General features: G+C 68.6%; 21 protein-coding genes. 10 read left to right on the top strand and 11 right to left on the bottom strand.

Going from position 1 to position 24,983, the window contains the following annotated elements:
- The first annotated feature begins 45 nt into the window (after positions 1-45).
- Complete coding sequence (locus tag EV645_RS34055) at positions 46-966, top strand: threonine/serine dehydratase (RefSeq protein WP_130448180.1); 921 nt, start codon at positions 46-48, stop codon at positions 964-966.
- Here the strand turns inward: EV645_RS34055 and EV645_RS34050 are convergent.
- Positions 959-1,564: a rhomboid family intramembrane serine protease gene (locus EV645_RS34050; RefSeq protein WP_130448179.1), complete on the bottom strand. Its 606-nt coding sequence runs from the start codon at positions 1,562-1,564 to the stop codon at positions 959-961. The two genes, EV645_RS34055 and EV645_RS34050, sit on opposite strands and share 8 nt — an antisense overlap.
- A 118-nt stretch (positions 1,565-1,682) precedes the next feature.
- Here EV645_RS34050 and EV645_RS34045 point away from each other — a divergent pair, with 118 nt between their 5' ends.
- Positions 1,683-2,882 (top strand): Cmx/CmrA family chloramphenicol efflux MFS transporter, encoded by a 1,200-nt coding sequence (locus tag EV645_RS34045; RefSeq protein ID WP_130448178.1) that lies wholly within the window; start codon positions 1,683-1,685, stop codon positions 2,880-2,882.
- On the opposite strand, the gene EV645_RS34040 is transcribed toward EV645_RS34045, so the two are convergent.
- Entirely contained in the window at positions 2,824-4,230 is a 1,407-nt protein-coding gene (locus EV645_RS34040) for an APC family permease (RefSeq protein ID WP_130448177.1), read from the bottom strand. The genes EV645_RS34045 and EV645_RS34040 overlap by 59 nt on opposite strands.
- A gap of 244 nt (positions 4,231-4,474) precedes the next feature.
- Between EV645_RS34040 and EV645_RS34035 the strand changes: the two genes are divergently transcribed.
- Complete coding sequence (locus tag EV645_RS34035) at positions 4,475-5,422, top strand: helix-turn-helix domain-containing protein (RefSeq protein ID WP_130448176.1); 948 nt, start codon at positions 4,475-4,477, stop codon at positions 5,420-5,422.
- Here the strand turns inward: EV645_RS34035 and EV645_RS34030 are convergent.
- The 3 genes from EV645_RS34030 to EV645_RS34020 form a co-directional block, all read right to left on the bottom strand.
- Positions 5,419-6,048 carry an HNH endonuclease family protein gene (locus tag EV645_RS34030; RefSeq protein ID WP_130448175.1) on the bottom strand — a complete coding sequence of 210 codons (630 nt, stop codon included), beginning with the start codon at positions 6,046-6,048 and terminating at the stop codon, positions 5,419-5,421. The two genes, EV645_RS34035 and EV645_RS34030, sit on opposite strands and share 4 nt — an antisense overlap.
- Before the next feature lie 109 nt (positions 6,049-6,157).
- A complete protein-coding gene (locus EV645_RS34025) occupies positions 6,158-6,919 on the bottom strand; it encodes a YaaA family protein (RefSeq protein WP_130448174.1) in 762 nt (253 codons plus the stop codon).
- Between the two features lie 115 nt (positions 6,920-7,034).
- Positions 7,035-7,979, bottom strand: a complete 945-nt coding sequence (locus tag EV645_RS34020) for an aldo/keto reductase (protein WP_198682047.1) — start codon at positions 7,977-7,979, stop codon at positions 7,035-7,037.
- A 34-nt stretch (positions 7,980-8,013) separates the two neighbouring features.
- On the opposite strand from EV645_RS34020, the gene pepN reads away from it, so the two are divergent.
- The 3 genes from pepN (at position 8,014) to EV645_RS34005 (ending at position 12,618) form a co-directional block, all read left to right on the top strand.
- Positions 8,014-10,470: an aminopeptidase N gene (pepN, locus tag EV645_RS34015; RefSeq protein WP_130448173.1), complete on the top strand. Its 2,457-nt coding sequence runs from the start codon at positions 8,014-8,016 to the stop codon at positions 10,468-10,470.
- Between the two features lie 187 nt (positions 10,471-10,657).
- Positions 10,658-12,010: a septation protein SepH gene (gene sepH / locus EV645_RS34010; protein ID WP_130448172.1), complete on the top strand. Its 1,353-nt coding sequence runs from the start codon at positions 10,658-10,660 to the stop codon at positions 12,008-12,010.
- Between the two features lie 194 nt (positions 12,011-12,204).
- Positions 12,205-12,618, top strand: coding sequence for a hypothetical protein (locus EV645_RS34005; RefSeq protein WP_130448171.1), 414 nt, complete (start codon positions 12,205-12,207; stop codon positions 12,616-12,618).
- Positions 12,619-12,751: 133 nt separating this feature from the next.
- On the opposite strand, the gene EV645_RS34000 is transcribed toward EV645_RS34005, so the two are convergent.
- A complete protein-coding gene (locus EV645_RS34000) occupies positions 12,752-13,135 on the bottom strand; it encodes a winged helix-turn-helix transcriptional regulator (RefSeq protein WP_130448170.1) in 384 nt (127 codons plus the stop codon).
- A gap of 56 nt (positions 13,136-13,191) precedes the next feature.
- Between EV645_RS34000 and EV645_RS33995 the strand changes: the two genes are divergently transcribed.
- Positions 13,192-13,989, top strand: coding sequence for an NAD(P)H-binding protein (locus EV645_RS33995; RefSeq protein WP_130448169.1), 798 nt, complete (start codon positions 13,192-13,194; stop codon positions 13,987-13,989).
- Here EV645_RS33995 and EV645_RS33990 read toward each other — a convergent pair.
- Positions 13,961-14,527 (bottom strand): TetR/AcrR family transcriptional regulator, encoded by a 567-nt coding sequence (locus EV645_RS33990; RefSeq protein ID WP_130448168.1) that lies wholly within the window; start codon positions 14,525-14,527, stop codon positions 13,961-13,963. The genes EV645_RS33995 and EV645_RS33990 overlap by 29 nt on opposite strands.
- A gap of 95 nt (positions 14,528-14,622) precedes the next feature.
- Between EV645_RS33990 and EV645_RS33985 the strand changes: the two genes are divergently transcribed.
- The 3 genes from EV645_RS33985 to EV645_RS33975 all read left to right on the top strand — a co-directional run bounded on the left by EV645_RS33985 (position 14,623) and on the right by EV645_RS33975 (position 20,961).
- Positions 14,623-15,993: an MDR family MFS transporter gene (locus EV645_RS33985; RefSeq protein ID WP_130448167.1), complete on the top strand. Its 1,371-nt coding sequence runs from the start codon at positions 14,623-14,625 to the stop codon at positions 15,991-15,993.
- Between the two features lie 77 nt (positions 15,994-16,070).
- Complete coding sequence (locus EV645_RS33980) at positions 16,071-19,865, top strand: discoidin domain-containing protein (protein ID WP_130448166.1); 3,795 nt, start codon at positions 16,071-16,073, stop codon at positions 19,863-19,865.
- Between the two features lie 7 nt (positions 19,866-19,872).
- Positions 19,873-20,961, top strand: coding sequence for a Gfo/Idh/MocA family protein (locus EV645_RS33975; RefSeq protein ID WP_130448165.1), 1,089 nt, complete (start codon positions 19,873-19,875; stop codon positions 20,959-20,961).
- Here the strand turns inward: EV645_RS33975 and EV645_RS33970 are convergent.
- The 4 genes from EV645_RS33970 to EV645_RS33955 all read right to left on the bottom strand — a co-directional run bounded on the left by EV645_RS33970 (position 20,958) and on the right by EV645_RS33955 (position 24,982).
- Positions 20,958-21,515, bottom strand: coding sequence for a GNAT family N-acetyltransferase (locus EV645_RS33970; protein ID WP_130448164.1), 558 nt, complete (start codon positions 21,513-21,515; stop codon positions 20,958-20,960). The genes EV645_RS33975 and EV645_RS33970 overlap by 4 nt on opposite strands.
- Positions 21,512-22,786 (bottom strand): ROK family transcriptional regulator, encoded by a 1,275-nt coding sequence (locus EV645_RS33965; RefSeq protein ID WP_130448163.1) that lies wholly within the window; start codon positions 22,784-22,786, stop codon positions 21,512-21,514. Before EV645_RS33965 ends, EV645_RS33970 begins: the two co-directional genes overlap by 4 nt.
- Positions 22,787-22,852: 66 nt before the next feature.
- The gene (locus EV645_RS33960; protein WP_130448162.1) at positions 22,853-24,106 is read right to left on the bottom strand and encodes an enolase C-terminal domain-like protein; all 1,254 of its coding nucleotides are present in this window, start codon (positions 24,104-24,106) and stop codon (positions 22,853-22,855) included.
- A complete protein-coding gene (locus EV645_RS33955; protein WP_242000832.1) occupies positions 24,107-24,982 on the bottom strand; it encodes an NAD-dependent epimerase/dehydratase family protein in 876 nt (291 codons plus the stop codon).
- Position 24,983 lies beyond the last annotated feature (1 nt).

The following is a 24,983-nucleotide window of genomic DNA, read 5'->3' as shown; positions in this document are numbered from 1 at the left end:
TAGCCTCCGTCCGTCAGCTGTCCTCCATCGTGGCAGGGTTGAGCTATGACGGTAAGTCTCGATGACGTGCGGCAGGCGGCGGAGCGGATCGCAGGGCGGGTACGCCGTACGCCGGTGATCGAGGTTGCGCCCGGCCTCACGTTCAAGCTCGAACTGCTCCAGCACACCGGGTCGTTCAAGCCGCGCGGCGCGTTCAACCGGCTGCTCAGCGCCAAGGACAGCGGCGAACTGACCGGTCAGGGCATCGTCGCCGCCTCAGGTGGCAACCACGGTCTCGCGGCGGCGTACGCGGCGCGGGAGCTCGGCGTACCGGCGCGGATCTTCGTCCCCGAGACGACCCCGGCCGCGAAGCTCAACAAGCTGAGGACGCTCGGCGCGGACGTCGTACAGGTCGGCAGCGAGTACGCCGAGGCGTACCAGGCAGCGCTCGCGGCGCAGGACGAGTCCGGCGCCTTGCTGGTTCACGCCTACGACCAGCCGGAGGTCGTCGCAGGCCAGGGCACGGTCGGCCTCGAGCTCCTCGAACAGGCCGGCATGTTCGACACAGTCCTGGTCGCCGTCGGTGGCGGCGGCCTGATCGCCGGCATCGCGACCGCGATCGGCGACAACGCGCAGATCGTCGGCGTAGAGCCCGCCCTCGCGCCCACGATGCACCGCGCGCTCGAGGCGGGCCGGCCAACCGACGGCCCGGTCGGCGGCGTTGCAGCCGACTCACTGGGCGCTCGCCGCCTAGGCGACCTCGCTCACACCGCAGTCCAGAGCCATCACGTGCAGTCCATCCTGGTCGAGGACGACGCGATCGTTGCCGCCCGCAAGCAGCTCTGGCACGAACACCACCTCGCCACCGAGCACGGCGGAGCAGTTGCCTGGGCCGCCCTGGCTTCGGGCGCCTACAAACCGGCGGCCGGCGAAAGGGTCGTCGTGGTCGTCTGCGGCTCGAACACGGACCCAGGCACGCTTATTTGACGCGTCGTTTGTCGTCGGCCAGCACCCACGCCGCGAGCAGACCGGCGATGCCGCCGCACAGGTGACCTTGCCAGGAGATCCCGTCCTGCGGCAGCAGGCTGGTGAGCAGAGCGCTGCCCCACACCATGATCACGATGATCCCGACGACCACCTGACCGAGCCGCCGGTTGAACAACCCCCGCACGATCAGGTACGACGCGTACCCGAAGACCAGCCCGCTCGCGCCGATCGTGATCGTGTTCGGCGGCGAGATCAGCCAGGTGCCGAACCCGCCGATCACCGTCACGATCGCGGTCACCTGGAAGAGCCGGGTCGCGCCGCTGATCGCGATGATCGCGCCGAGTGTGACCAGTGGCAGCGTGTTCGAGATCAGATGGCCGAACCCGAGGTGCAGGAACGGCGCGGTCAGGATGCCGATCAGGCCGCGCGGCTCCCGCGAAATGATCCCGTACTGATCGAGTGAGCCGTTGGTCGCGGTGTCGATGACCTCGCTCAGCCACATCAGACCGAGCAGCGCCGCGAGCAGCTTCAACCCGCCGCCGATCTTGGCGGTGTCCACACTCCGTCCGGACCGTTTCGCCGGAATCTGCGAGCTCATGTCTCAACCATGCCGTACTCCCCCAAGTCTCAGCCCGTGACAGGCGCGGCGACAGCGGACAGTGATCTCTGAGATACTCCGAGTGGCCTTGGGTGAGGGGGCCGAGTGAGGGGAAACGATGCCGATTGCTGTCTATGTCCTTGGCCTGAGCATTTTCGCGCAGGGGACGTCCGAGCTGATGCTCGCCGGCCTGCTCCCCGAACTGTCGGCCGACCTCCACGTCACGATCCCCCAGGCCGGACTGCTGATCTCCGCGTTCGCGCTCGGCATGCTGGTGGGCGCACCGGTTCTCGCCGTCGTCACGCTCACCTGGTCCCGCCGTACGGCGTTGCTCGCATTCCTGGCCGTGTTCGTGCTGACCCACGTGGCCGGCGCCCTGACGCCGAGCTACACCGTCCTACTCATCACCCGCATCGTCGGCGCCTTCGTGTACGCCGGATTCTGGTCGGTTGCAGCTGTCACCGTGATGGCGCTGGTCGACACCGACCGCCGCGCCCGAGCGATGAGCATCGTGACCGGCGGCCTCACCGTCGCCACGATCGTCGGCCTGCCGCTCGGCACCGTCCTCGGCCAGCACTTCGGCTGGCGCTCCGCCTTCTGGACCGTCGCCATCCTCTGCACCTTGGCCATGTCAGGCGTCCTCGCCACGGTCCCCGGCGATCGCCCCGATCCGGCGACCGCGCCACGACTCGGCGATGAACTGCGTGTCCTCGTCAACGCCCGCCTGTGGCTCGCGTTCGCCACAACGGCCCTCGTCACCGCCACGATCCTCGTCGTCTTCAGCTACCTGGCCCCGCTGCTGATCCAGACCACCGGGCTGACGCCGGGCGCGGTGCCCGGCGTCCTGGCTCTCTACGGTCTCGGGTCGTTCATCGGCATCAACCTGGGCGGACTGTTCGCCGACGCGCTGCCGTTTCACACCTTGCTCATCAGCATCACTGGGCTGATCGGCCTGTCAGCGCTGCTCGCAATCACAGCGTCCAAGCCGGCTCTGGCGATCGCGGTGATCGCCCTGCTCGGTGGCTTCGGCTTCGCCGCCAACCCCGCCCTGAACGCCCGCGTGTTCAGCCTCGCCGGTGACGCGCCGACGTTGGCGACCGCGACCAACTTCTCCGCGTTCAACGTCGGCATCACCATCGGGCCGTGGCTCGGCGGCTTGGCGATCGACGCCGGCGCGGGCTACCCCGCGCTCGGCTGGATCGCCGTCGCCACCGGGCTCGCGGCCCTCGCGACGGTCCTGCTCGCGGCGTTCCTGCCGGTCAGTTCACCGGGCCTTGCGGGTCAAGATGCGACGGATCGAAATCGGCGTGCCGCTTGAACACGTACTTGTTCAGCAGCCACGTGAGCGCCCACAGCGCGACCCCGACGAGCATCAGCCAGCCGGCGATCTTGTAGTCCGCCGACGCCCGCCCGGACAACGGGCTGGCCAGGTACACACACAGCACGACCCCGAGCACCGGCAACGCGGTCGGCGCGTTGAAGTGCTTGTGCTCGACCTTGTCCCGCCGCAGCACCAGCACCGCGACGTTCACGATCGCGAACACGCACAGCAGCAGGAACGCCGTCGTACCGCCGAGCGCCGCGAGGTCGGCGTACCCGATGAGGACGAACGCGAGCAGCGTGGTGAACAGGATCGCGATGTACGGCGTACGCCGCTTGCGGAGGACGCGACCGAGCGGACCGGGCAGCACCTGCTCGTGCGACATCCCGTACAGCAGGCGGCTCGCCATCAGCATGTTGATCAGTGCGGAGTTGGCGACCGCGAACATGGTGATCCACGCGAACACCTCGAGCGGGAACCCGGGCGCACCGGCCTGAACGACCTTCAGCAGCGGAGTCGCGCCCTTGTTCAGGTCGTCCGGTGAGACCAGCGTGACCGCGGAGATCGCGACCAGCACGTAGATGACGCCGGTGATGCTCAGGCCGATCAGCATCATCTTCGGGAAGATCTTGACCGGGTCCTTGGTCTCCTCGGCCATGTTCACCGAGTCCTCGAAGCCGACCATCGCGAAGAACGCCAGCGCAGTCGCCGCGGTCACGGCGCTGAACGGCGACTCGCCGTCCGGCACCTTGAAGTCGGTCAGCCGTGACGTGTCGCCGTCGCCGCCGATCAGCGCCCACGCGCCGATCCCGATCACGATCAGCAGACCGCTCAGCTCGACGCAGGTGAGGACGACGTTCGCCTTCACGCTCTCGCCGACGCCGCGCAGGTTCACGAGCGCGATCAGTGTCATGAACGCGAGCGCGGTGATCATCAGCACCGCGCCGCGGTCGGGGTCGATATGCGCGGCGGAGAAGAAGTTCGCCGCGAAAGCCTTCGACGCGCTCGATGCCGAGGTCAGACCCGAGCACATCACCGCGAACGTCAGCAGGAACGTGAGGAAGTGGATCCCGAACGCCTTGTGCGTATAGACCGCCGCGCCACCGGCCTTCGGGTACTTCGTGACGAGCTCGAGGTAACTGGTCGCGGTCAGCATCGCGACGACGAACGCACACAGGAAGGGCAGCCAGACCGCCCCGCCGACCTCGCCGGCTACCTTGCCGGTGAGCGCGTACACGCCGGTGCCGAGGATGTCTCCGACGACGAACAGGAGCAGGAGTCCCGGCCCCATCACCCGCTTCAGTTCCGGGCGCTCACCAGTCTGCGGTACGGCTGTATCACTCATCGTGGCTCCCTCACATCAGTGCGTCACGAGGTTCCATGGTCGCATCTGAGAGCCGGCTGAGAAGGGCGGGCGCGCGCGTTGAGGCTTGACCAGACGTCCCCTGTCCGATCCGCGCGCGCCCAGCACGTCAGGCATACCCCACCGCGGGGGTATCCGCACCTGCCCGGAGCCTGACGTATCCCGGACATGTCGCGAAGTCGCCAAACCGGTCGAGACGGTCCAGTGGACGAGATAGCCTGATCGGATGCTGGAGACGGTTGGGGTCGAGCCGCCTGATGAGGAGGCCTACCGCGCGCTGCTGTCGGCGCCCGGATGCGATGTCCGCGAGCTCGCCGAGCAACTCGGCCGCGACGAGCAGGACCTCACCGAGACCGTCGGCCGGCTCGGGAAGCTCGGACTACTGACCACTACCTCCGACGACCCGGTCCGCCTGCTCCCGACCCGTCCCGACGTCGCGGTCGACGCCTTGGTCGCCGTACGCCGCGCTGAGCTCGACCGTGTCCGTGCCGAGGCGCGAGTCATGCTGACCGAGCTCCGTGCGCAGGAGCAGCACCGTCCGGAGAACCTGGTCGAGGTGATCGTCGGTCAGGAAGCGATCGCGGCCCGGTTCGCACAGCTGCTCAACGGGACAGGTCAGCAGCTCCTCGTCCTCGACCGGCCGCCGTACGCGTCGCAGCCGGGCGACTCCGATCCCAAGGTGCGCGGACTGCTCGGCGACGGAGTGGTCGTGCACGGCATCTACTCCCCCGACTCGCTCGACATCCCGGGCGGCGTCGACGAGGCGTACAGCGCGGCCGATGCCGGCGAGACGTCCCGGGTACATCCGCAGGTGCCGATGAAGCTGGCCGTGTTCGACGGGAAGATCGCGCTACTGCCGCTGGCCGTGGATCAGTTGGTCGACAGCGCGCTCGTCGTACATCCGTGTGCGTTGCTCGACGCGTTGATCGAGATGTTCTGGCTGCTGTGGGATCAGGCCGTGCCGGTTGTCCCGTCGGCAAAGGCCGACCCGACGGACGCGCGGCTCATGACGTTGCTGGCGGCCGGGTTCAAGGACGACGCGATCGCGCGGCAGCTCGCGCTGAGCAGCCGGACCGTCGGACGGCGCGTGGCCGAGTTGATGGAGACGCTGGGCGCGCGGACCCGGTTCCAGGCCGGCATTCACGCCCAGCGCCGCCATCTACTGGAGGACTAGCAAGTGCCGAGCATCTGCTGGAGAGCGGTCTTCTCGGTCGACTGCAGCGACAGCTTGTAGGTGTACTTCACCCAGATCCAGTACCGCGCGTAGATGCAGTGCACCGCGGCGTTCGTCGGCTGCCACTCCGACGGATCCCGGTCGCCCTTCGAGCGGTTGCTCGAGGCGGACACCGCGATCAGCTGGGAGATCGTCAGGTTGTTCGCGAACTCCTGACGCTTGGCCTGCGTCCAGCCGCTCGCACCTGACTTCCACGCCTCGGCGAGCGGCACGATGTGGTCGATGTCGACGTCCGACGAGTCGGTGAACGTCGTCTTGTCGTACACGCTGTACCAGCTGCCGGCGGTCGGCTGGCAACTGCTGTCGACCTTCACGCCCGTTCCGTCGCGCTTCAGGACCTCTTCGCGGGTGTCACAGCTACCCGACTGCGTGATCCAGTGCGGGAACTTGTCGCGGCTGTAGCCGGTGGTCGAACCCTCCGTCTTCACGGTCAGGCTGGCCAGCTCGGTGGCCGCAGTGCTCGCCGACGGCGGGGTCGGGGGAGACGCCAGCGCCGGTCCGGCGCTGAGGGTAAAGGCCGCTGTCGCAGCTAGTGCTGTGACGGCAGCAGTGATGGAGCGTCGCATCGGTCAGGCCTCCGAGGGTTAGGGCGGATCCCCCCTGACGTTGCTGCCCTTCAGCCTTCCCCGATCACGCGCTGCAGGAAACCACTCACCAGTTACAGTCCAGTGAACGTCAGTCGTGTTCGACGACGGTCAGCGTCCAGCCCGACGAGGCGCGGTCCAGCTCGGCGTTCCAGCGTTCGCCGATCAGCTTGTGCAGCGACTTCGGCGTACCCGGGTCCTTGCCGGACTCGAGCAGGTGCCGCGCGACCAGGCCGCGGGTGTGCTTGGCCATGTGGGAGACGACCGTGCGGACGCCGTCGCGTTCGCGGACGACGTTCACCGACACCCACTTGTCCGCCTGGTCGCCGGTCGGGCGCCAGGCCGCGACGTACGTCGACGAGCGGCAGTCCACGATCACGCCGTCGACATCTTCGAGGGCCGCGCTCAACGGGTCACGCCAAACCGATGCGAGCGGCCCGTGGCCCGGCAGCGTCGTACCCATCGAGAGCCGGTACGGCGGGACGCGGTCGGCCGGTCGTAGCGCACCCCACGCGGCTGAGATGACAAGCAGCCGATTCGCGGCGCGACGCTTGGTACCCGAGGACATGGTCGAGTAGCCGAGGGCGTCGTACAGGACACCGGAGTACAGCTCGGAGACAGGTACGGACGGCTCCGTGCGCCAGCGGGTGTTGCGGTCGACCTCGTGCTGCAGCGAGGCACCGACATCCAGTACGTCGAAAGCGTCGGAGGAGGCGGAGACCTTCGCCAGTGTCTCGAGGACCTGCTCGCGGACCGGGTTCAGCTCCGGGAAGGACAGCGTGCCGAAGTCGACGGCACGGCCGCGGGACCGTCCGGTCTTGCCTTCGGACGGCGGCAGAAGGATCAGGGTCACGGGGCCTCCCGTCCAGGACTGAGGAGCGCACGGCGCGAAGCGACCGGAGCGACGAGGGAAGGACGGGAGTTCCAGCCCCGTGACCCGCCGCGCCGGAGGCGTGGCATCAATACAGTCACGTGAGCTCGTCCAGGGCGGCGAGGTCGGCGGCGGTCGGGTCCCAGGAGCCGGCCGCGACGTTCTGCGCGATCTGCTCGGGCTTGGTGGCGCCCGCGATCACCGACGCGACCGCAGGCTGCGCGGCCAGGCCGCCGATGGCGACGTCGATCATCGTCAGGTCGCGCTCAGCCGCGAACGTCTCGAGCGCCTCGAGCTTGTCGAAGTCCGCCCGCGCCAGCCGCTCGGGCTGGGTCGCGAGGCGGGTCCCGTCCGGTGCCGTCGTACCGCGCTTGTACTTGCCGGTGAGCAGACCGGAGGCGAGCGGGAAGAACGGCAGGATGCCGACGCCGACGTGCTCGCAGGCCGGCACCAGCTCGTCCTCGACGTCGCGGTCGAGCAGCGAGTACTGGTTTTGAGCGCTGATGAAGTGCTCGAGACCGTTCGAGCGGGCGGTCCAGTCCGCGTCGACGACCTGCCAGCCGGCGAACTGCGAGCTGCCGATGTACCGGACCTTGCCCTCAGCAACTAGTTCGGACAGCGCCGCCAGGGTCTCCTCGATCGGCGTCACCGGGTCCGGGAAGTGCAGCTGGTAGAGATCGATCCAGTCCGTGCCGAGCCGCTGCAGGCTCGACTCGACCGCCTTGCGGATGTACCGGCGGGAGCCGCGGACACCCCAGTCCGGGCCGTTCACACCGCCGAGGTCACCGCCGAACTTCGTCGCGATCACGACCTCGTCCCGGCGCGAACCCAGCGCCTTCCCGAGCAACTCCTCGCTGAATCCGTGCTCGCCGCGGTAGATGTCCGCCGTGTCGAACAACGTGATTCCCGCGTCGACCGCGGCGTTCACAACGGCGTCCGTCCGGCCCGCATCGAGCCGCCTGCCGAAGTTGTTACAGCCCAGTCCCACCACGCTGACGGTGAGACCCGAGTCGCCCAGCTGCCGGTACTCCATATCGCCCATGTGCCCAGCCTAATCTCGGCATACAGTGGCCCTCATGCCGAGTCTCACCGTCGACGGCGCCCGCACTCGGGCCGCCGCGCTTTCCGTCCAGTCGTACGACGTCGATCTCGACCTCACCCAAGGCGAGAAGACGTTCGGATCCACCACCACGATCAGGTTCCGGGCGACGAGTCCGTCGACCTGGCTGGACGTGAAACCGGACGAGCTGACCTCGGTCACGCTCAACGGCGTGGCCGTCGACGTGGCCGGCCTGAACGACGGACGGCTCGAGCTGACCGACCTGCAGCCGGAGAACGAAATCGTCGTCGTCGCCTCGATGCTGTACTCGCACGACGGTGAAGGCCTGCACCGCGCGGTCGACGCCGCCGACGGTCTCGCCTACACGTACGCGATGTCCTTCCTCGACGCAGCTCCGCGGATCTTCGCCTGCTTCGACCAGCCCGACCTCAAGGCGCCGTACCGGATGACGGTGACCGCGCCGCAGGAGTGGCTGGTGCTCGGCAACGGCGCCGCGACCCAGGTCTCCCCCGGCCGCTGGGAGCTCGCCGAGACCAAGCCGCTCTCGACGTACTTCGTCACCGTGGTCGCCGGGCCGTACCACCAGCTCACCGACTCGCACGACGGCATCGCGCTCAGTGTGGTCTCGCGGCAGTCGCTGAAGGAGGCGCTCGACCGCGAGGCCGCGGACATCTTCGAGGTCAGCAAGCAGTCCTTCGACGCGTACCACCAGATGTTCGGGTACCGGTACCCGTTCGGCGAGTACCACCAGGCGTTCGTGCCGGAGTTCAACGCGGGCGCGATGGAGAACCCGGGCTGCGTGACGTTCCGCGACTCGATGGTGTTCCGCTCGACCGTCACCGACGGCGAGCGCAGCAGCCGGGCGCGGACGATCGTGCACGAGATGGCGCATCAGTGGTTCGGCGACACCGTGACGATGAAGTGGTGGAACGACCTCTGGCTGAACGAGTCTTTCGCCGAGTACATGGCGCACCGGGTCTCGACCGAGGCGACCCGGTACACCGACAACTGGATCGACTTCGCCTACATCCGCAAGTGGTGGGGCCTGCAGGCCGACCAGCGGTCCTCGACCCACCCGATCGCGGCCGACGCGGTCAAGGACGCGCTCGCCTCGCTCGACGACTTCGACGGCATCTCGTACGCGAAGGGCGCCGCCGTCCTCAAGCAGCTCGCGGCGTACCTCGGTGACGACGTGTTCCTGGCCGGCGTGAACGCGCACATCGCGGCGAACGAGTTCGGCAACGCCACCTTCGCCGACCTGGTCGCGAAGTGGACCGAGGCCGGCGCGGTCGGCCTGGACGACTGGGCGCAGGCCTGGCTGCGGACTCCCGGCGTGGACACGATCACCGCGTCGCGGACCGCGACCGGCATCAAGCTCGAGCGCAAGGCGCCCGAGGCCTACCCGGCTTCACGACCGCACAAGCTGACCGTCGGCGGGTACGACGCGGACGGCCGCGGTACGACGGTCGACGTACTGATCGACGGCGACGAGGTGGAGGTCGACCTCGACCCGTCGTTCGCGGTGATCATCCCGGACGCGGGTGACGACAGCTGGGCGAAGATCCGGCTCGACTCCGACAGCCTGGCCAACCTCGCGACGGTGCTGCCGAAGATCGGGAACGGCGTGACGCGCGCCGTCGTACTGAACAGCATCCGGGACGCGGTCGCCGACGTCGAGCTGGACCCCAAGCTCGCCTTCGAGGTGCTGCTCGCGGTGCTGCCGACCGAGACCAGCGACATAGCGGTGTCCTCGATGACCTCGTGGGCGACGCTGAACCTGCTCGGCGTCTGCCTGCCGTACGAGCCGTACCGCGGCCGGCTGGCCGACGTACTGGCGGAGCGTCTGCGCACCGCGCCCGCGGGCAGCAGCCTGCAGCTCGCGGCGAGCCGGTCGTACGTGCGGCACAGCGACGACGCCGACCGGCTGCAGGGCTGGCTGGCGGGAGTCGACGTACCCGAGGGACTGCTGATGGACGCGGACCTGCGGTGGACCGTGCTGTTGCAGCTCGCCCGGCTCGGTGCGATCGGCGACGCCGAGATCGACGCCGAGCTCGAGCGGGACTCGTCGTCCGAAGGCATCGTGCACGCGGCGCGCTGCCGCTCGGCGCTGCCGACGGCCGAGGCCAAGGAGCGTGCCTGGGCGCGGATCATGACCGACGCCGACATCGCGAACTACGAGCTGTACGCCGCCAGCGAGGGCTTCTGGCACCCGGCGCAGCTCGAGCTCACCGCGCCGTACGTCGAGCGGTACTTCGCCGAGATCGGCGGCACCGAGAAGCTCCGCTCCGGCTGGGTGATCGCGACCACGGCCAAGCTCGCCTACCCGCGCTACACCGTCGAGCAGCGTGTCCTCGACCGCTCGGCCGACCTGGTCGCGGACGACGCGGTCGCGGCCGGCATCCGCAGGTCGGTCGGCGACCTCGCCGACGACCTGAAGCGTGCGCTTGCGGTCCGTTCGGCCTTCGGGAACTGATCAAGAGTTAGCTGTCACACCGTGTTGTGACTAATGTGACTGGTGTGACCAGGAGGACCCTGGTGACCAGGCAAGATGTGATTTCGTGACGTAACCTCCACAATGACCGGGCGGCACGGCGCGCCGGTCTTGGTCAGGCCCAGCGTCCGGGAGAGACTGTCTAGAACCGCACAGGAGAACAAGGTCAATGCGCGAGGCGAGGCTCGTCGGTCTGAGCCAGGATGGGAAACAGCTCATCCTGGCGATGGCAGAGACGGGTGAGGAGTTCGCCGTACCGGTCGACGACCGGTTGCGTGCGGCCCTCCGCGGAGACCGTGCCCGACTCGGCCAGCTGGAGATTCAAATGGAGAGCGCGCTGCGCCCACGAGACATCCAGGCTCGTATCCGCGCCGGCGAAAGTCCCGAGGCGGTCGCTGCCATCGCCCAGATGCCGATGGAACGCGTGATGGCGTTCGCCGGCCCGGTCCTGGCCGAGCGCGACCACATCGCCAGCCTCGCGCAGCGTGCATCGGTGCGTCGTCGTGGCGGCGGGGACGCGCCGACCCGGAATCTCGGTGCGTGGGTGACCGACCGGCTGCGGACCCGTCACGTCGACCCGGCCTCGGCCGAGTGGGACGCGTGGCGGCGCGAGGACGGTCGCTGGGCCGTCCGCGTCTCGTACTTCGTCGAGTCCGAGGACAGCGTCGATTCCGGGGAAGAGCAGAAGGTCGAGAAGATCGCCATGTTCGCGTACGACGCCCCCGGGCGGTACGCCGTGCCGGACGACGACGAAGCGCGCTGGCTGGTCGGTGAGCAGGCCCAGGTGCTGCCGACGCCCGTCCAGCCGCAGCCTGGCGAGCGTCGGCTGGCCGCTGTCGCGGACATCGACCCGCTCCTCGCGCCTGACCACGGCGCTGACAGCTACGAGGCCGGCTTCGAAGACACCGTCGGCCTGCGCCGCCGAAACCACCCGGTCTCCCGCGAGAACGCGGAGCCGCCTCGCGAGACCCGCGACTTCGTGCGTGAGTCTCGTGAGCTCCACCGGGACATCCCTCGGGAGGCCACTCCCAGCAACCGTGAGCCGGAGCGTGGGCCGCGCCGCGTGCACTCAGTGCCGAACCCGGACGAAGAGCCGACGTTGATCGACGTGCCTGTCGACCCGCCGCCGGCGCCTCGCCCTGCAGTCCGCGCGGTCGAGCGCCCCGCCGACCCGCCGGCCTTCGCCTCCCCCGCAGCACCTGACGAGCCCCCTGCAGAGGCTCGCCAGCCACGTCCGCAGCAGCCTGCCCCGGCGCAGCCCCGCCATACCGAACCAGCAGCTGCCGAGACGCCTCGTCAGGCCGAGGCCCGTCGGCCTGAGCCTGCCCGCGAGCCGGAGCCGGCACCGCACATCGAGCCCGATCCGGTTGTCGAGGCCCCGCAGCCTGCTGCAGCCGAGGCCGCCGAGCCTGCCGCCACGGAAGAGACTCCCGCCGAGCCGAAGAAGAAGGCAGCCCGCCGGGGCAAGCGCGCGAGCGTCCCCAGCTGGGACGAGATCATGTTCGGCAAAAAAGCCGACTGACACATCACGGACCGTCGTCCCAGATTGCGGACGGTGTTTGCCGCTGGACCCGCGGTCCTGCCATGATCGTCCGCATGCAGATGCTGTGTTGTTGCTGTTGTCAGTGTTGTCACTGACGCGCGCCGAGTTCGGCGCACGAGGCCCTGCCCCTTTCCGTGGCCCGCCCGCCGACACAGCACTCACAGGAACTTCGCATGAATCTCCCGGCTCTCGCCGACCTGCTCGCGTCTCGTGGTCTCCGGCTCCTCCCCGGTTCGTACGCCGTACCGGTCGAGCTGCTCGTACAGTTGCCTGACGCAACGATCGCCCGGTTCACCGCCCGCGGTACGACGCTCCGCCTGCGCAGCTACTCCCCCGACGCGCTGACCACGATCATGATCCCGGCCGAGTGCGGCTGCGGCGACCACCACCCGCAGACCGGCCCCGCCCGGGTGACGCTCAGCCGGTACGCCGTACCGCTGTCCGACCAGGCCATCGACGGCGAGCTCGAGTTCGGCTGGCAGCACCACGAGGCCGGCGCCCTCCACCTGGCCGACGCCCTCCCCCACTTCTTCACCCTCCTCACCACTCACCAGACCCCCGTCCGCCACCTCGTCGGCGTCGCCTAACCCCCAACGCGAGGGGATATCCCCTCGCGTTGGGTGTTCTCCCCCTGCACACCACCGCAGAACCCCCATCACGAGCGGATATCCCCTGGCCTGAGTCTGGGGTATCGGGCGGGCGAAGGGGTGGGGTGGGGGGTTAGGGGCGGCGGTTGGGGGGCTGGGTTGTGTCGAAGTGGGTGCGGGCCTTCTCGACTTCCGTCAGGTTGGGGGACCAGTCGGCGAGGGCGTGGAAGAGCGGGGCGAGGCTGCGGCCGAGCGGGCTGATCTCGTACTCGACGCGCGGTGGGACTTCGGCGTGGTACTCACGGGTCACCAGGCCGTCGCGTTCGAGTTGTCGCAGGCGCTGGGTGAGGACCTTCGGGGTGATGACGCCGATGCGGCGTTCGAGCTCGACGAACCGCTGACGGCCGTACTCGTTGAGCGTCCACAGGATCGGGGTCGTCCACCGGCTGAAGACCAGGTCGACGACCGGAGCGATCGGACAGGCCTGCACCGGCTCAACTGCTGTGGTCTCGTTCACAAACCCAATACTATCCTCTAGGTACCTAGTATCCCGAGGCCAGTAGCGTCCTCCTCATGATCGTGATCACCGGAGCAACCGGCAACGTAGGCCGCCCACTCGTCCAGTCCCTGATCGCCGCCGGCGAAGACGTCGTACCCGTCTCGCGGCACGGCGAAGGCCATCAGGCCGACCTGACCAAACCCGAAACCCTCGAGCCCGTACTCGACGGCGCGAAGGCCGTCTTCCTGCTGACCTCCGCCGACTTCCTGGCCGGCGGCAACCTCGAAGGAGTCGTCGACGTCTTGCGGGCCGCAGGTGTCCCGCGCGTCGTCCTCCTGTCCTCGCAGGGCGTCACTACGAACCGCCATCCGTCCATCCACGAGGACGCGGTCACCGGGTCCGGCCTCGAATGGACGATCCTGCGCCCGGGAAACTTCGCCAGCAACGCATTCCAGTGGGCCGATTCCATCCGTACCCAACGCGCGATGGCGGCACCCTTCGCCGACGTCGCACTGCCGGCCGTCGACCCAGCCGATATCGCCGAGGTTGCCGCAGCAGCGCTACGCGACCCGGGTCACGCCGGCGCCATCTACACGCTGACCGGACCGGCCGCGATCTCACCGCGCGAGCAGGCCGAGGTGATCGGGACAGCTGTCGGAGAACCGGTCCGGTTCACCGAACTGACCCGCGACCAGGCACGAACCGGGATGCTGAGCTTCATGCCCGAACCGGTCGTCGAAGCCACGCTCGACGTTCTCGGCGCACCGACCGCCGCCGAGCAGCAGGTCAGCGCTGACGTGACCACAGTGCTCGGGCGGCCGCCCCGGACGTTCGCCGACTGGGTCAGCCGGAACGTCCAGGCCTTCCGCTGACCAACGGCAGGAAGACGTCGTCGACGAGCGACGTGAGTGCGGAGGCCGGCAGCGGATCGCGGGCGAACAGCATCTCGTGCCGCAGCAAGTTGGTGGGAGCGGTGAGCACCCGATCGGGCAGGTCGTCCGTCGGGATCTCACCGCGCTCCGCCGCTCGCTTCACGATCGTCGCCATCACGCTCGTCATCCGCGTGTAGATCTCCGGATCCAGGTCCGGAGCCTCGGCCAGTAACCCGTGCACGACGTCAGGCCCGAGCGTCGCGAACCGCTCGGCCATCAGTCGCAGTACGCCGAGCACGTCGTCGCGCAGGCTCCCGGTGTCCGGCACGTTCTCGACGATCGAGCCGGTGCGGTGCCGCATCGCCGCGATCACCAGCTCGGCCCGGTTGCGCCAGCGCCGGTACAGCACCTGCTTGCCGGTATGCGCCCGGGCCGCGACGGCCTCCATCGTCAGCCGGGCGTACCCGGACTCCATCAGCTCGTCCCAGGCAGCATCGAGCAGGACGCCCTCGAGCTCCGCACCCCTCCGACGCTCCATGAATCCAACTCCTCAAAAAGAGACCTTGCGTCTCTTATGCATCCGAGCCTACTCTCAAACCGTAAGAGACGTACCGTCTCTAAGGAGTCTCTCGGATGACAACCGCACCCACCACGGACCGCCTCGACCGGGCGGTCCTCAAACTCGCCGCCGTGCTGGTGCTCGGCGCTCTTGCGCCACTGCTCGACAGCACGATCGTCACCGTCGCGATCCACACCCTCGGCATCGAGCTGCACACCTCGGTGTCGACGGTCCAATGGGTCAGTACGGCGTACCTGCTGGCGCTCGCGATGGCGGTCCCGATCACCGGCTGGTCGGCGAATCGCTTCGGCGCCAAACGCATGTGGATCATCGCGCTCGCGTTGTTCCTGATCGGATCGATGCTCTGCGGCGCGGCATGGAACATCGGCTCGCTGATCGCGTTCCGCGTGCTCCAGGGCATCGGCGGCGGACTGATGCTGCCGATCCTGCAGACGCTGCTCCTGCGCGCCGCCGGCCGCGAACGCATCGGCCGCCTGATGGCCGTCGTCACGCTGCCCGCGCTGGTCGGCCCGATCCTCGGCCCGGTGATCGGCGGCGTACTCGTCGGCCACCTGGACTGGCGCTGGATCTTCTACGTCAACGTCCCGATCTGCATCGCCGCGATCTTCTTCGCCGTACGCGAGCTCAAACCCGATCCCGAGCCCACCGCCGCAGCTCTCGACGTACCCGGTCTGCTGCTGATCTCTCCCGCGCTGGCCGGCATCATCTACGGCCTCAGCCAGGTCGGCGACCACGGCTTCGGTAACGCCCGCGTCCTGGTGCCACTCGTTCTGGGGATCGTGCTGCTCGCAGTCTTCGCCCTCCGGCGGGTCAAGGAGCCGCTCATCGATCTCGCGCTGTTCCGCACGAAGTCCTTCACCGCGTCGACCGCACTGATGTTCCTTACCGGCTTCGGCCTGTACGGCGCGATGCTGCTGCTCCCGCTCTTCTACCAGCAGGCACGCGGCGAGACCGTGACGGCTGCCGGGCTGCTGCTCGTCCCGCAGGGCATCGGCAGCCTGATCGCCCGCACGGCCGGCGGACTGACCGACCGCTACGGTCCACGCTCGGTCATCCTGGTCGGCATCGTCCTGACCGCCCTCGGAACCATCCCGTTCGCCTTCACCGGTACGGCGTACTGGGTGCTGGCGATCGCCCTGGTCGTCCGCGGGGCCGGGCTGAGCGCGGTCATGCTCGCGGTGATGGTCGGCGCCTTCCGCGATCTCGAGCCGGCGCAGATCCCGCACGCAAGCAGTACAACGCGGATCATGCAGCAACTCGGGGGCGCGTTCGGTGCCGCGACGCTGGCCGTCGTCCTGCAGAGTCAGCTCACCGTCCATCCGGTATCGACCGCGTACGCACACAGTTTCGCCTGGGCCGTCGGGTTCACCGTGATCGCCGCACTCCCGGCCCTTTTCCTGCCCGGGCGCCGGGCTCTTGAATAAGTAACACGCTTGGTTTAACTTATCCGCGCAGCGGCTCTAGCTGTGTACTTCCGGTCCGCCACCTGGAGGTTCCACGCATGCTCAGACCTGTCCTCGCGCGGGTTCTCCCCGCCGTTCTTCTCACCGGCGTGCTCGCCGTACCCACGGCGCACGCCGCCACGATGTATCCCAGCGGGGTCGGCGCCGATCTCGGCCCGACCCCGACCACCCTTGGCATCCAGCCCGCCGCCGGCGACGACCCGGCCGGGCTGCGCACCGGCACCGAACAGGGCCGCACGTACTGGCAGACGAACCAGGCGGCCGGCACCGGCTACCTCGAGTTCGACGTCGACCACGATTACGTGGACGAGATCGGCACCGACGACGTCCTGGTGACGGTGACCTATCTCGACAGCGGCTCCGGCACCCTCGACCTGCAGTACGACGCCAAGGCCAACCCGCAGCAGGACGCCACGGACATCCAGCTGACCGACACCGCCACCTGGAAGACCGGCGTCTTCTCGCTCACCGACATCGGGTTCACCAACCGCCTCGGCGACGCCGACGTCCGCGTCTCCGGAGGCAGCGCCGACATCACGCTCGCGAGCCTGCGGATCAGTACGGCGGGCGCCTCGGTCCAGCTCGGCGCGACGCCGGTGCAGAACGGCATCAGCCCGCGAGCCGGCGACGACGCGTCGCACCTGATCACCGGCGTACAGGACGGTCGCGCGTACTGGCAGACCGACCACAGCGCGCCGTCGCCGGGGACGAACTTCTTCTACATGAACGTCGCCGACACCTACCTGTACGACAACCGCAGCCTGGTGCTGGTCAGCATCGACTACTTCGACGAGGGCAGCGGCCAGTTCGGCCTGCACTACGACTCCCCCGGCGACACGATCCCGGAGAAGTTCAAGAACTCCGAGGTGATCCGGTACGGCGACACCAAGACCTGGAAGACGTACACGTTCGCACTGCCCGACGCGGTGATGACGAACCGCTCGAACGGCGGCGACTTCCGGATCCACAACGGCGACGGATCGGTCGACCTCAAGGTGGCCGCGGTCCGCGTCGCCAAGGTCGCGACCACGCTCGACGTCACCGAAGGACTCGTGGACCTGATCGGTCAGGCAACACGCACCGAGAAGGCGGCACGCGAAGGCACGCGGGACGGCCAGTACCCGGTCGGCAGCCGCGCCACGCTGCAGGACGCGATCGACGACGCTCAGGCGGTCGCATCCACTCCGGGAGTCACCGACGTGCAGGTCAAGGCTGCGCTCACGACGCTGCAGGCGAAGCTCGACGCCTTTACCGCGTCGATAGTGGACACCAACTTCGCACCCAGCGGCACCGCGACGGCCAGCAATGGGGCAGCCGCCACCGTCAATGATCGGGATGACAGCACTTCCTGGAGCGGTGGCGCTGACTCGTGGCTACAGATCGATCTGATTAAGCCGCGGCCGGTCAACGACGTACGGGTCGAATGGGCCGAGGCCTACTCCCCCGACTACACCGTGCAGGTCTCGAACGACGGCAAGAAGTTCACCAGCGTCGGCCGGATCGGATCACCCGGCGGCAACCAGATCAGCCGGACCCGGTTCGCGACCACGAGCGCCCGGTACGTGCGGGTCGCGATGACCGGTGCCGACTCGTTCATCGTCAAAGAACTCCAGCTCCGACTCACACCGGTCGTCACCCCGAGGCCAAAGCTCGTGCAGACCAGCAACCCGACCGAGGACGGCGTCATCGCCGACTTCGACGCCACGCGGTACGGCGCCGACCGCACTGGCCGACGTGACTCCACCAAAGCCATCCAGCAGGCGATCTACGCCTGCCAGGACGCGGGTGGCGGCACGGTCTGGCTGCCGGCCGGTCAGTACAAGGTGACCGACACGATCGAGGTCCACGCGTTCTGCAGCCTCCGTGGCGACCACGGTCAGAAGCTCGGTACGGGCACCGTGATCATCGCGGATCTGCCCTCCGGCGACGACGGGCCGAGCCTGTTCCGGATCGGCGGCAGCGCGGGCGTCCTCGGCGTCACGACGTACTACCCGAACCAGAGCGCGACGAAGCCGGTCCCGTACGGCTACACGTTCGAGATCCCCGGCGGCGCGTGGATCGGCAACGAGAACTACATGATGTCGACCGTCTCCGACGTCACCATGCTCAACTCCTACCGCGGGATCGGCGTCAGCACGATGCCGAACGACCACGGCAATGCGCCGAGCTCCGGCCAGGTGCACGAGTCGACCACGATCCGCAACGTGAACGGTACGGCGCTGTTCGAGGGCGCGCGGGCCTACAACGGCGCCGACGTCGGCACCTGGGAGAACGTTGCCTTCAGCAACTCGTACTGGTCGTCCGCACCGAAGGCCTTCAACCCGCCGTCGCGGCAGGCGCTCGACACCTGGACCCGGGCGCACGGCACCGGTCTCGTGCTCGGTGACCTCGAGTGGGACCAGTTCTACCGGATCAGCGTCTCCGACTACCTGGTCGGCATCCACATTGTCGCAGGTCAGCGGGCGCAGTTCACCGGCAGCTTCCTCCAGCCCGACGTACGCCGGACCGGGACCGGCCTGCTCGTCGACGTGATGGACGACCGGTGGGGCCTGACACTGGCCGGCGGACATGTCGACGGCGGGATCACCAACAACTCGGCCGGCTACGTGAAGATCACCGGCACCGAGGTCAGCGGCGCTGTCTCGGGGATCGTCCACAGGATGTCCGGCACGGCACCGACGTACGACCAGAAGCCGCTGCCCAAGCCGGTGCAGAAGCTGTACGTCGTGGATGCGCCGCACGGGGTCGGGTACTTGCCGGCCGCTGACGCGACGCGGGACGTCCAGAAGGTGCTCGACCGCGCCGGACGTGAGGGCGGCGGCATCGTCTACCTGCCGGCCGGGTGGTACCGGATCAGCACGCACCTGTCGGTTCCGGCGAAGGTCGAGCTGCGCGGCGCGTCCGCCGTACCGAACCGGGACCAGGGCGGGGCGAGCGGCGGGACCGTTCTGCAGGCCTTCGAGCGGAACACCGACACCGCGCTGATCACGCTCAAGAACCGGGCCGGTGTGCGCGGATTGCGGGTCTTCTACCCGGAGAACAACCCGGCCAATGGCGTCGTGCCCTATCCGTACGCGATCCGCGGTACGGCGGGCGGGAACTATGTGATCAACGCCGGCTTCCCGAACGCCTGGGACGGGATCGACCTCAGCGGCGACAACGTCGTCGTACGCAAGGTCGCCGGCGCGTTCTTCGACCACGCGATCTCGATCGGCGCGGGCCAGGGCGGCCGCGTCGAGGGCGTGCTCTCGAACGGGAACGCGGTCACGCGGGTCGGGTACCAGCAGCCGTACTGGATGAACGAGGGCAACATATTCGAGCTCGTCATCGACAAGTACATGCGCAAGGCGGCGAAGATCGTCACCGTCGACGGCGCCCGTGGGCTGACGTTGCTCGACGTGTTCGCGTACGGCTTCCACGACGGGCTGGTGGTGAACTCCGGCCAGGTCGACGCGTTCAACCTCGGCACCGACAACCTGGGCACCGACGGGCACACCATCCAGGTGGTCCGCGGGGACGTCGAGGCGACGAACCTCGCCCGCTACAACGGCGCTACGCTCAGCGGTACTGCGACATTGCACAACGTGATGGTGATCAACGTCGTCCAGCGCAGCATCTCGGTGCAGGCCGCCGGGAACGGCACGGCCACGATCGCCGGAAACGAATCCGAGCCGGGGAAGTACGAGGTCGGCGCGCAGGTGACCGTGACGGCGACGCCATCATCGGATAGCGTTTTCCAGAGTTGGACCGTGAACGGGACCGTGGTGTCGACAGCGCCGTCGTACACCTTCACCGTCAGCACGGACCAGGTTCTGACCGCGAACTTCCAGTAGGAGCGAGATGGCTGACACACAACAGCAGGTCGCGATCGTGGGCTGCGGCATCATCGGCAAGCGCCACGCGGCGACCATCGCGCAACGGCCGGACGCGATCGTCACCGCGCTGGTCGACCCGGACGCCGCCGCCCGGGAGGCGGTCCTGGCGCAGCTGACCGAGGCCGGTCAGCCCGAGCCGAAGCAGTACGACGACCTGACCGCGGCGCTGAGTGGGTCGGATATCTCGCTCGTCGCGATCTGTACGCCGAGCGGTATGCACGCGGAGCTGGCCGAGGAGGCGCTGAACGAGCGCAAGCACATCGTCGTCGAGAAGCCGATCGACGTCGACCTCGGCCGGGCCCGCCGCCTCGGTGCGGCCGCCGCCCGGGCCGCGGGTCAGGGCGTGCAGTTGTCGGTGATCAGCCAGCACCGGTTCGACGCCGGCAGCGCGGTGATCAAGGAGGCGATCGACGCCGGCCGGTTCGGGCAGCTGACGTCATGCGTCGCGACGGTCGCCTGGTGGCGGAGCGACGAGTACTACGCCTCGGCCGGCTGGCGCGGGACATGGGCGCAGGACGGCGGTGGCGCGCTGATGAACCAGGGCGTGCACACCGCCGACCTGGTGCTGTGGTTCATGGGCCGCCCGGTCAGCATCCAGGCGCAGGCGCTGCGGGCGGCACACCACGCGATCGAGGTCGAGGACACGGTAGTCGCGACAATCACCTTCGAGAACGGCGCAGTCGGCACGCTGCACGCGACGACCGCGGCGTACCCCGGCGGGCGGACGCGGGTGTCGGTCCACGGGACCAAGGGCGGCGCCGAGGTCGAGGACGACCTCCTCAGCCGGCTCAATGTAGACGGCACGAAGGACGAGGCATCCGTCGACGTAGGCGATCCAGGCGGCCATACGGCGCAGTACGACGACATCCTCACGGCGATCGCCGCCGGCAACCAACCGTCCATCACCGTCCAGGACGGCATCAACGCCCTTGCCCTGGTCCGCGCCGTCTACATCGCCTCCACCCTCCAACGCCCGGTCAAATTCGAAGACGTCCTGGAAGGCAAATACGACGACGTAGAAGTCTCCCGAGGCATCGGCCTACCCCCGGTTTAAGCGCCTGGTGGGCGGTTGTTGAGGATTCGTTGGTAGAGGTTGCAGTCTTGCCAGGTTCCGCCGATGTGTAGGTAGGTGGGGGCGAAGCCGATCTGGTCGAAGCCGGTGCGCTGGAGGACGCGTTGGGATGCGACGTTGTTCTTCAGCGTGCTGGCTTCGATGCGGTGGAGTTTGAACTCGGTGTCGGCGAGCTCGGCGACCGCCTCGACGGCCAGCGTGGCCAGACCCCGGCCGGTCACGTCGCCGGCCAGCCAGTAGCCGAGGCTCGCGCTGCGGAACGGTCCGGCGACAACGTCCTGCAGCGTGAAAGCACCGACGACGCGGTCGGACTCGACCAGCAGCCACGGCACAACCTGACCGTTCTTGTAGCGCTCGAGCGTGCTCGTCAGCCGCTCCCGCTGCCCGGCAACCGTGAACCAGCTCTCGGGCCGAGCCGGCTCCCACGGCGACAAGTGGTCCCACGACCGCGTGTACGCATCCGCCAGCGCGGCAGCGTCCTCGAGGGTGGCGATGCGGAGTTGTACGTCGGGAGTCAGCGGGCGGGCTTCGATCACTTCGGCAGCCTACGTGCCTGGCTGGAGCCCGACACGCGAGGGGTGAAGGCGTCGTGGAAGATCGTCGACGCCGCCCCGACCGCGGCCGCGTCGGTCTGCAACATCGACTCCTCGACAGCGACCGGACGTGTCTCCCGGGCCACCGGATGCGCGTTCACCGCACGCCCGATCTCGGTCAGGAAGATCTCCGAGATCTCCTTCATGTACGCCGGCCCGCCGAGCACCACGAGATCGATATCGAGCAGATCCACCAACCCGACCGCTCCCTGCCCGACCACGCGCGCCACCTGCGTGACGGCCTGCACCGCCGCCGCATCACCATCAGCCGCCGCCTTGCACACCGCCTTGTACCGCTTGGCCTCGTCGGTCGCGCCCGGATCGGTCTCGACGTACCCGAACTCGGCCGCGATCACCGGCAACGACGCCGTCGGGTTGCACTCGGGGATCATCCGCGGCCCGTCGACCGGGTCCCACTCCCCCATCCGCAACGCCGCGATCTGCCCGAACTCACCCGCGTTCGCCGAACCACCGCGATAGATCGACCCGTTCAGGATCAGCCCGCTGCCGACGCCCGTACCGAGGTACAGGTAAGCGAAGTCCCGCGCCCGAGCCGACCGCCCGATCCAGCGCTCGCCGATCGCGGCCGCCGTACCGTCCTTCTCGACCAGCACCGGGTGATTCAGCCGCTCCTGCAGCAACTTCCGGATCTTCAGCCCACGCCAGGCAGGCTGCAGCGGAAGCGCGAGCAGCGACCCATCCGTATCGATGGGCCCCGGTACGGCGACTCCGACGCCGAGCATCGACGCGGGATCGACCTGGCTGATGCTCAACGCCGCCGACACCGTCGCCGCGGTCAGATCGATCAGCTTGCCCGCCTCGAGACCGTCCGCGAGATCGACAGTCTCACGACGGACGATCCGGCCGTCCAGATCCACGACCGCGACCGTCAGCAGCTCTGGGTCGATGTGGATGCCCACCGCGTGCGCGGCGTTCGACCGCATCCGCACCGGCGTCCGTGGCTTCCCGAGTCGTTCGGCGCGCTCCTGCGCCTCCTCGACCAGCAGCCCTTGCTGGAGGAGGATGCGCAGGATCCGCGACACCGACTGCTGGGTGAGACCGGTCCGGCGGGAGATCTCGGTCCGGCTGATGGTGCCGGCCAGCCGGATCGTCTCGATGATCACTGCCTCGTTGAACGAGCCCAGGTCGTACTGGTTCGCGCCGGCACGCCTCAGCCCCTCGAGCTCTGCCACGTCGTCGACCGAATCGTTCATCTCCACCTCCCCGTCTCACCTCGAGTAGCCGCGATCGTACTGCCGACTGTGCTTGCCGAGGCGTGTTTACGGCGCTTCGAGCGCTCCGTCGATGCGTCGTACTCCCGCTGCCCACTCGTCGTGTCCGGACAGTTGCGCGGGATAACGAGCCGCCGCCTCCAGATCGATGTCGATACCCCAGCCCGGCGCCTCGTTCGGGCGCAGCCAGCCGTCCTCGATCCGCAGCGTCCCGGGGAACACCTCGTGCACGGCGTCGTCGTAGATGTGACCCTCTTGGATGCCGAAGGCAACAGAACTCACGTCGAGCGCGACGTTCGCCGCGGCGCCGATCGGCGAGGTGTCACCGGGCCCGTGCCACGCCGTCCGTACGCCGGAGATCTCGGCCAGGTCCGCCAGCTTGCGCGCCGGGGTCAGACCGCCGATGTCGGAAACGTGCGATCGGATGAAGTCGACGCCGCCGTCCCGGATCAGCCGGACAGCGTCACCGAACGACGTTGTCAGCTCGCCGACAGCCAGCGGCACCGGCGAAGCGGCCCGCACCTCGGGCAGCCGGTCCCACAGCTCCGGCGCCAGCACGTCCTCGAGGAAGAACAGCCGGTGCGGCTCCAGCGAACGAGCCAGCAGCACCGCTTCCTTCGGCGTCAACCGCGAATGTACGTCGTGCAGCAGCTCGATGTTGTCCGGCAGCGCATGCCGCGCCTCGGCGAACAGCTCCGGCGTCGTCCGCAGGTAGTCCCGCGCCGACCAGCCGTTGTGGTACGGCGCATCCGGGTAGAGCGTCGGCACCCGCGGAGCGCCGTACCCGCCGCCGCCCGGCGTGGACATCTGCAGCCGGATGTGGCGCCAGCCCTGCGCGATCAGCTTCTGCGCGTGCTCGAGGGTGTCCTCGATCGTCTTGCCGCTGGCGTGGATGTAGGTGTCCGCGGCGGCGCGGACCTTGCCGCCGAGCAGCTCGTACACCGGCATCCCGGCGCGCTTGCCGGCGATGTCCCACAGGGCCTGGTCGATACCGGAGATCGCGTTGTTGGTGACCGGTCCGCCGCGCCAGTAACCGGAGTACCCGGCCAGTCGGGTCAGGTCGCCGATGTCACCCGGGTAGCGGCCGACGAGCAGCCGGGACAGGTGCTCGTCGACGAACGTCTGCACCGCCTTCCACCGCTGGGTGAACGTGGCGCAGCCCAGCCCGTAGAGGCCGGGTTCGGTGGTCTCGATCTTCACGACCACCAGCGGGATGCCTTGCGGCGCCGTGACGATCGCCTTCACCTCGCGGATCCGGAGGTCGTCGCGGACGGGCCACGGCTGGTCGAAGTTCGAAGGCATTCAAAGCTCCAGGGGAAGAGTTGGTAGGTCGAGTTCGTGCTTGGCCCGGAAGCCGAGCACGGTCCGGATGGCGGTCAGGTCGATCGGCACCTCGCGGCCGACGAACCGCCGCGATCGCGGCACGTCCGGCGCGAACGCGTCGAGCAGGTCCTCGGTCGCGTACGGCGCGATGGTGTTGTCCGCGGCGACGAAGAACGTGTGGGCTCCCGACAGCGATGCCGTCAGCCCGAGCTCCACGGCGTACGCCGAGTCCCGGGTATCCAGGTAGCTCCACGCCTCGCGCAGTCCGCCGGCCGGCTTCACCCGAACATTCTCGGCCATCCGCTCCAGCACGTCCGGCGAGTTCACATGCGGGAACCGGAACGAGACCACGTCGATCCCCCACCGGCGCCACGCCATCCGCGCGGTGTTCTCGTCGTTCTGCTTCGACAGCGAGTACCAGTCGGCGACGTCGGTCGGCGCCTTCTCGTCCCACGGGAAGTACGGCTGGCGGATCTCGTGCGGGTTGAACGGGACGCCGGTCGCGTTGATGCTGCTCGCGATCACCGCCCGGTCGATGCCGAGCGCGCCCGCCTGCGCGAGCACGTTGAACGTCGACACGACATTGATCGAGTAGACGTCGTACGGCGTACCCGCGGAGGGATGCGGCAGCGCTGCGAGGTGGACGACGTACTCCGCACCCTCCAGCGCCCGGGCGACATCCGTTTCGGAGCGGGTGTCGCCGATCAGCACCCGGTCCGCCTTCAGGTCCGGGTGCTCGACGTTCGACAGGGCGGTCACCTTCGCACCCAGGTCGTTCAGGTGCTCGACCGTCACCAGCCCGATCCGGCCGGCGGCCCCCGTGACCAGCACGCGCCGGCCGTTCAGTTCACTCACT

Origin of the sequence: Kribbella rubisoli (assembly GCF_004217145.1) — a bacterium.
Lineage (GTDB): Bacteria > Actinomycetota > Actinomycetes > Propionibacteriales > Kribbellaceae > Kribbella > Kribbella rubisoli.
The sequence above is the reverse complement of the archived record's forward strand: the minus strand, read 5'-3'. Positions and strand labels throughout refer to the sequence as shown.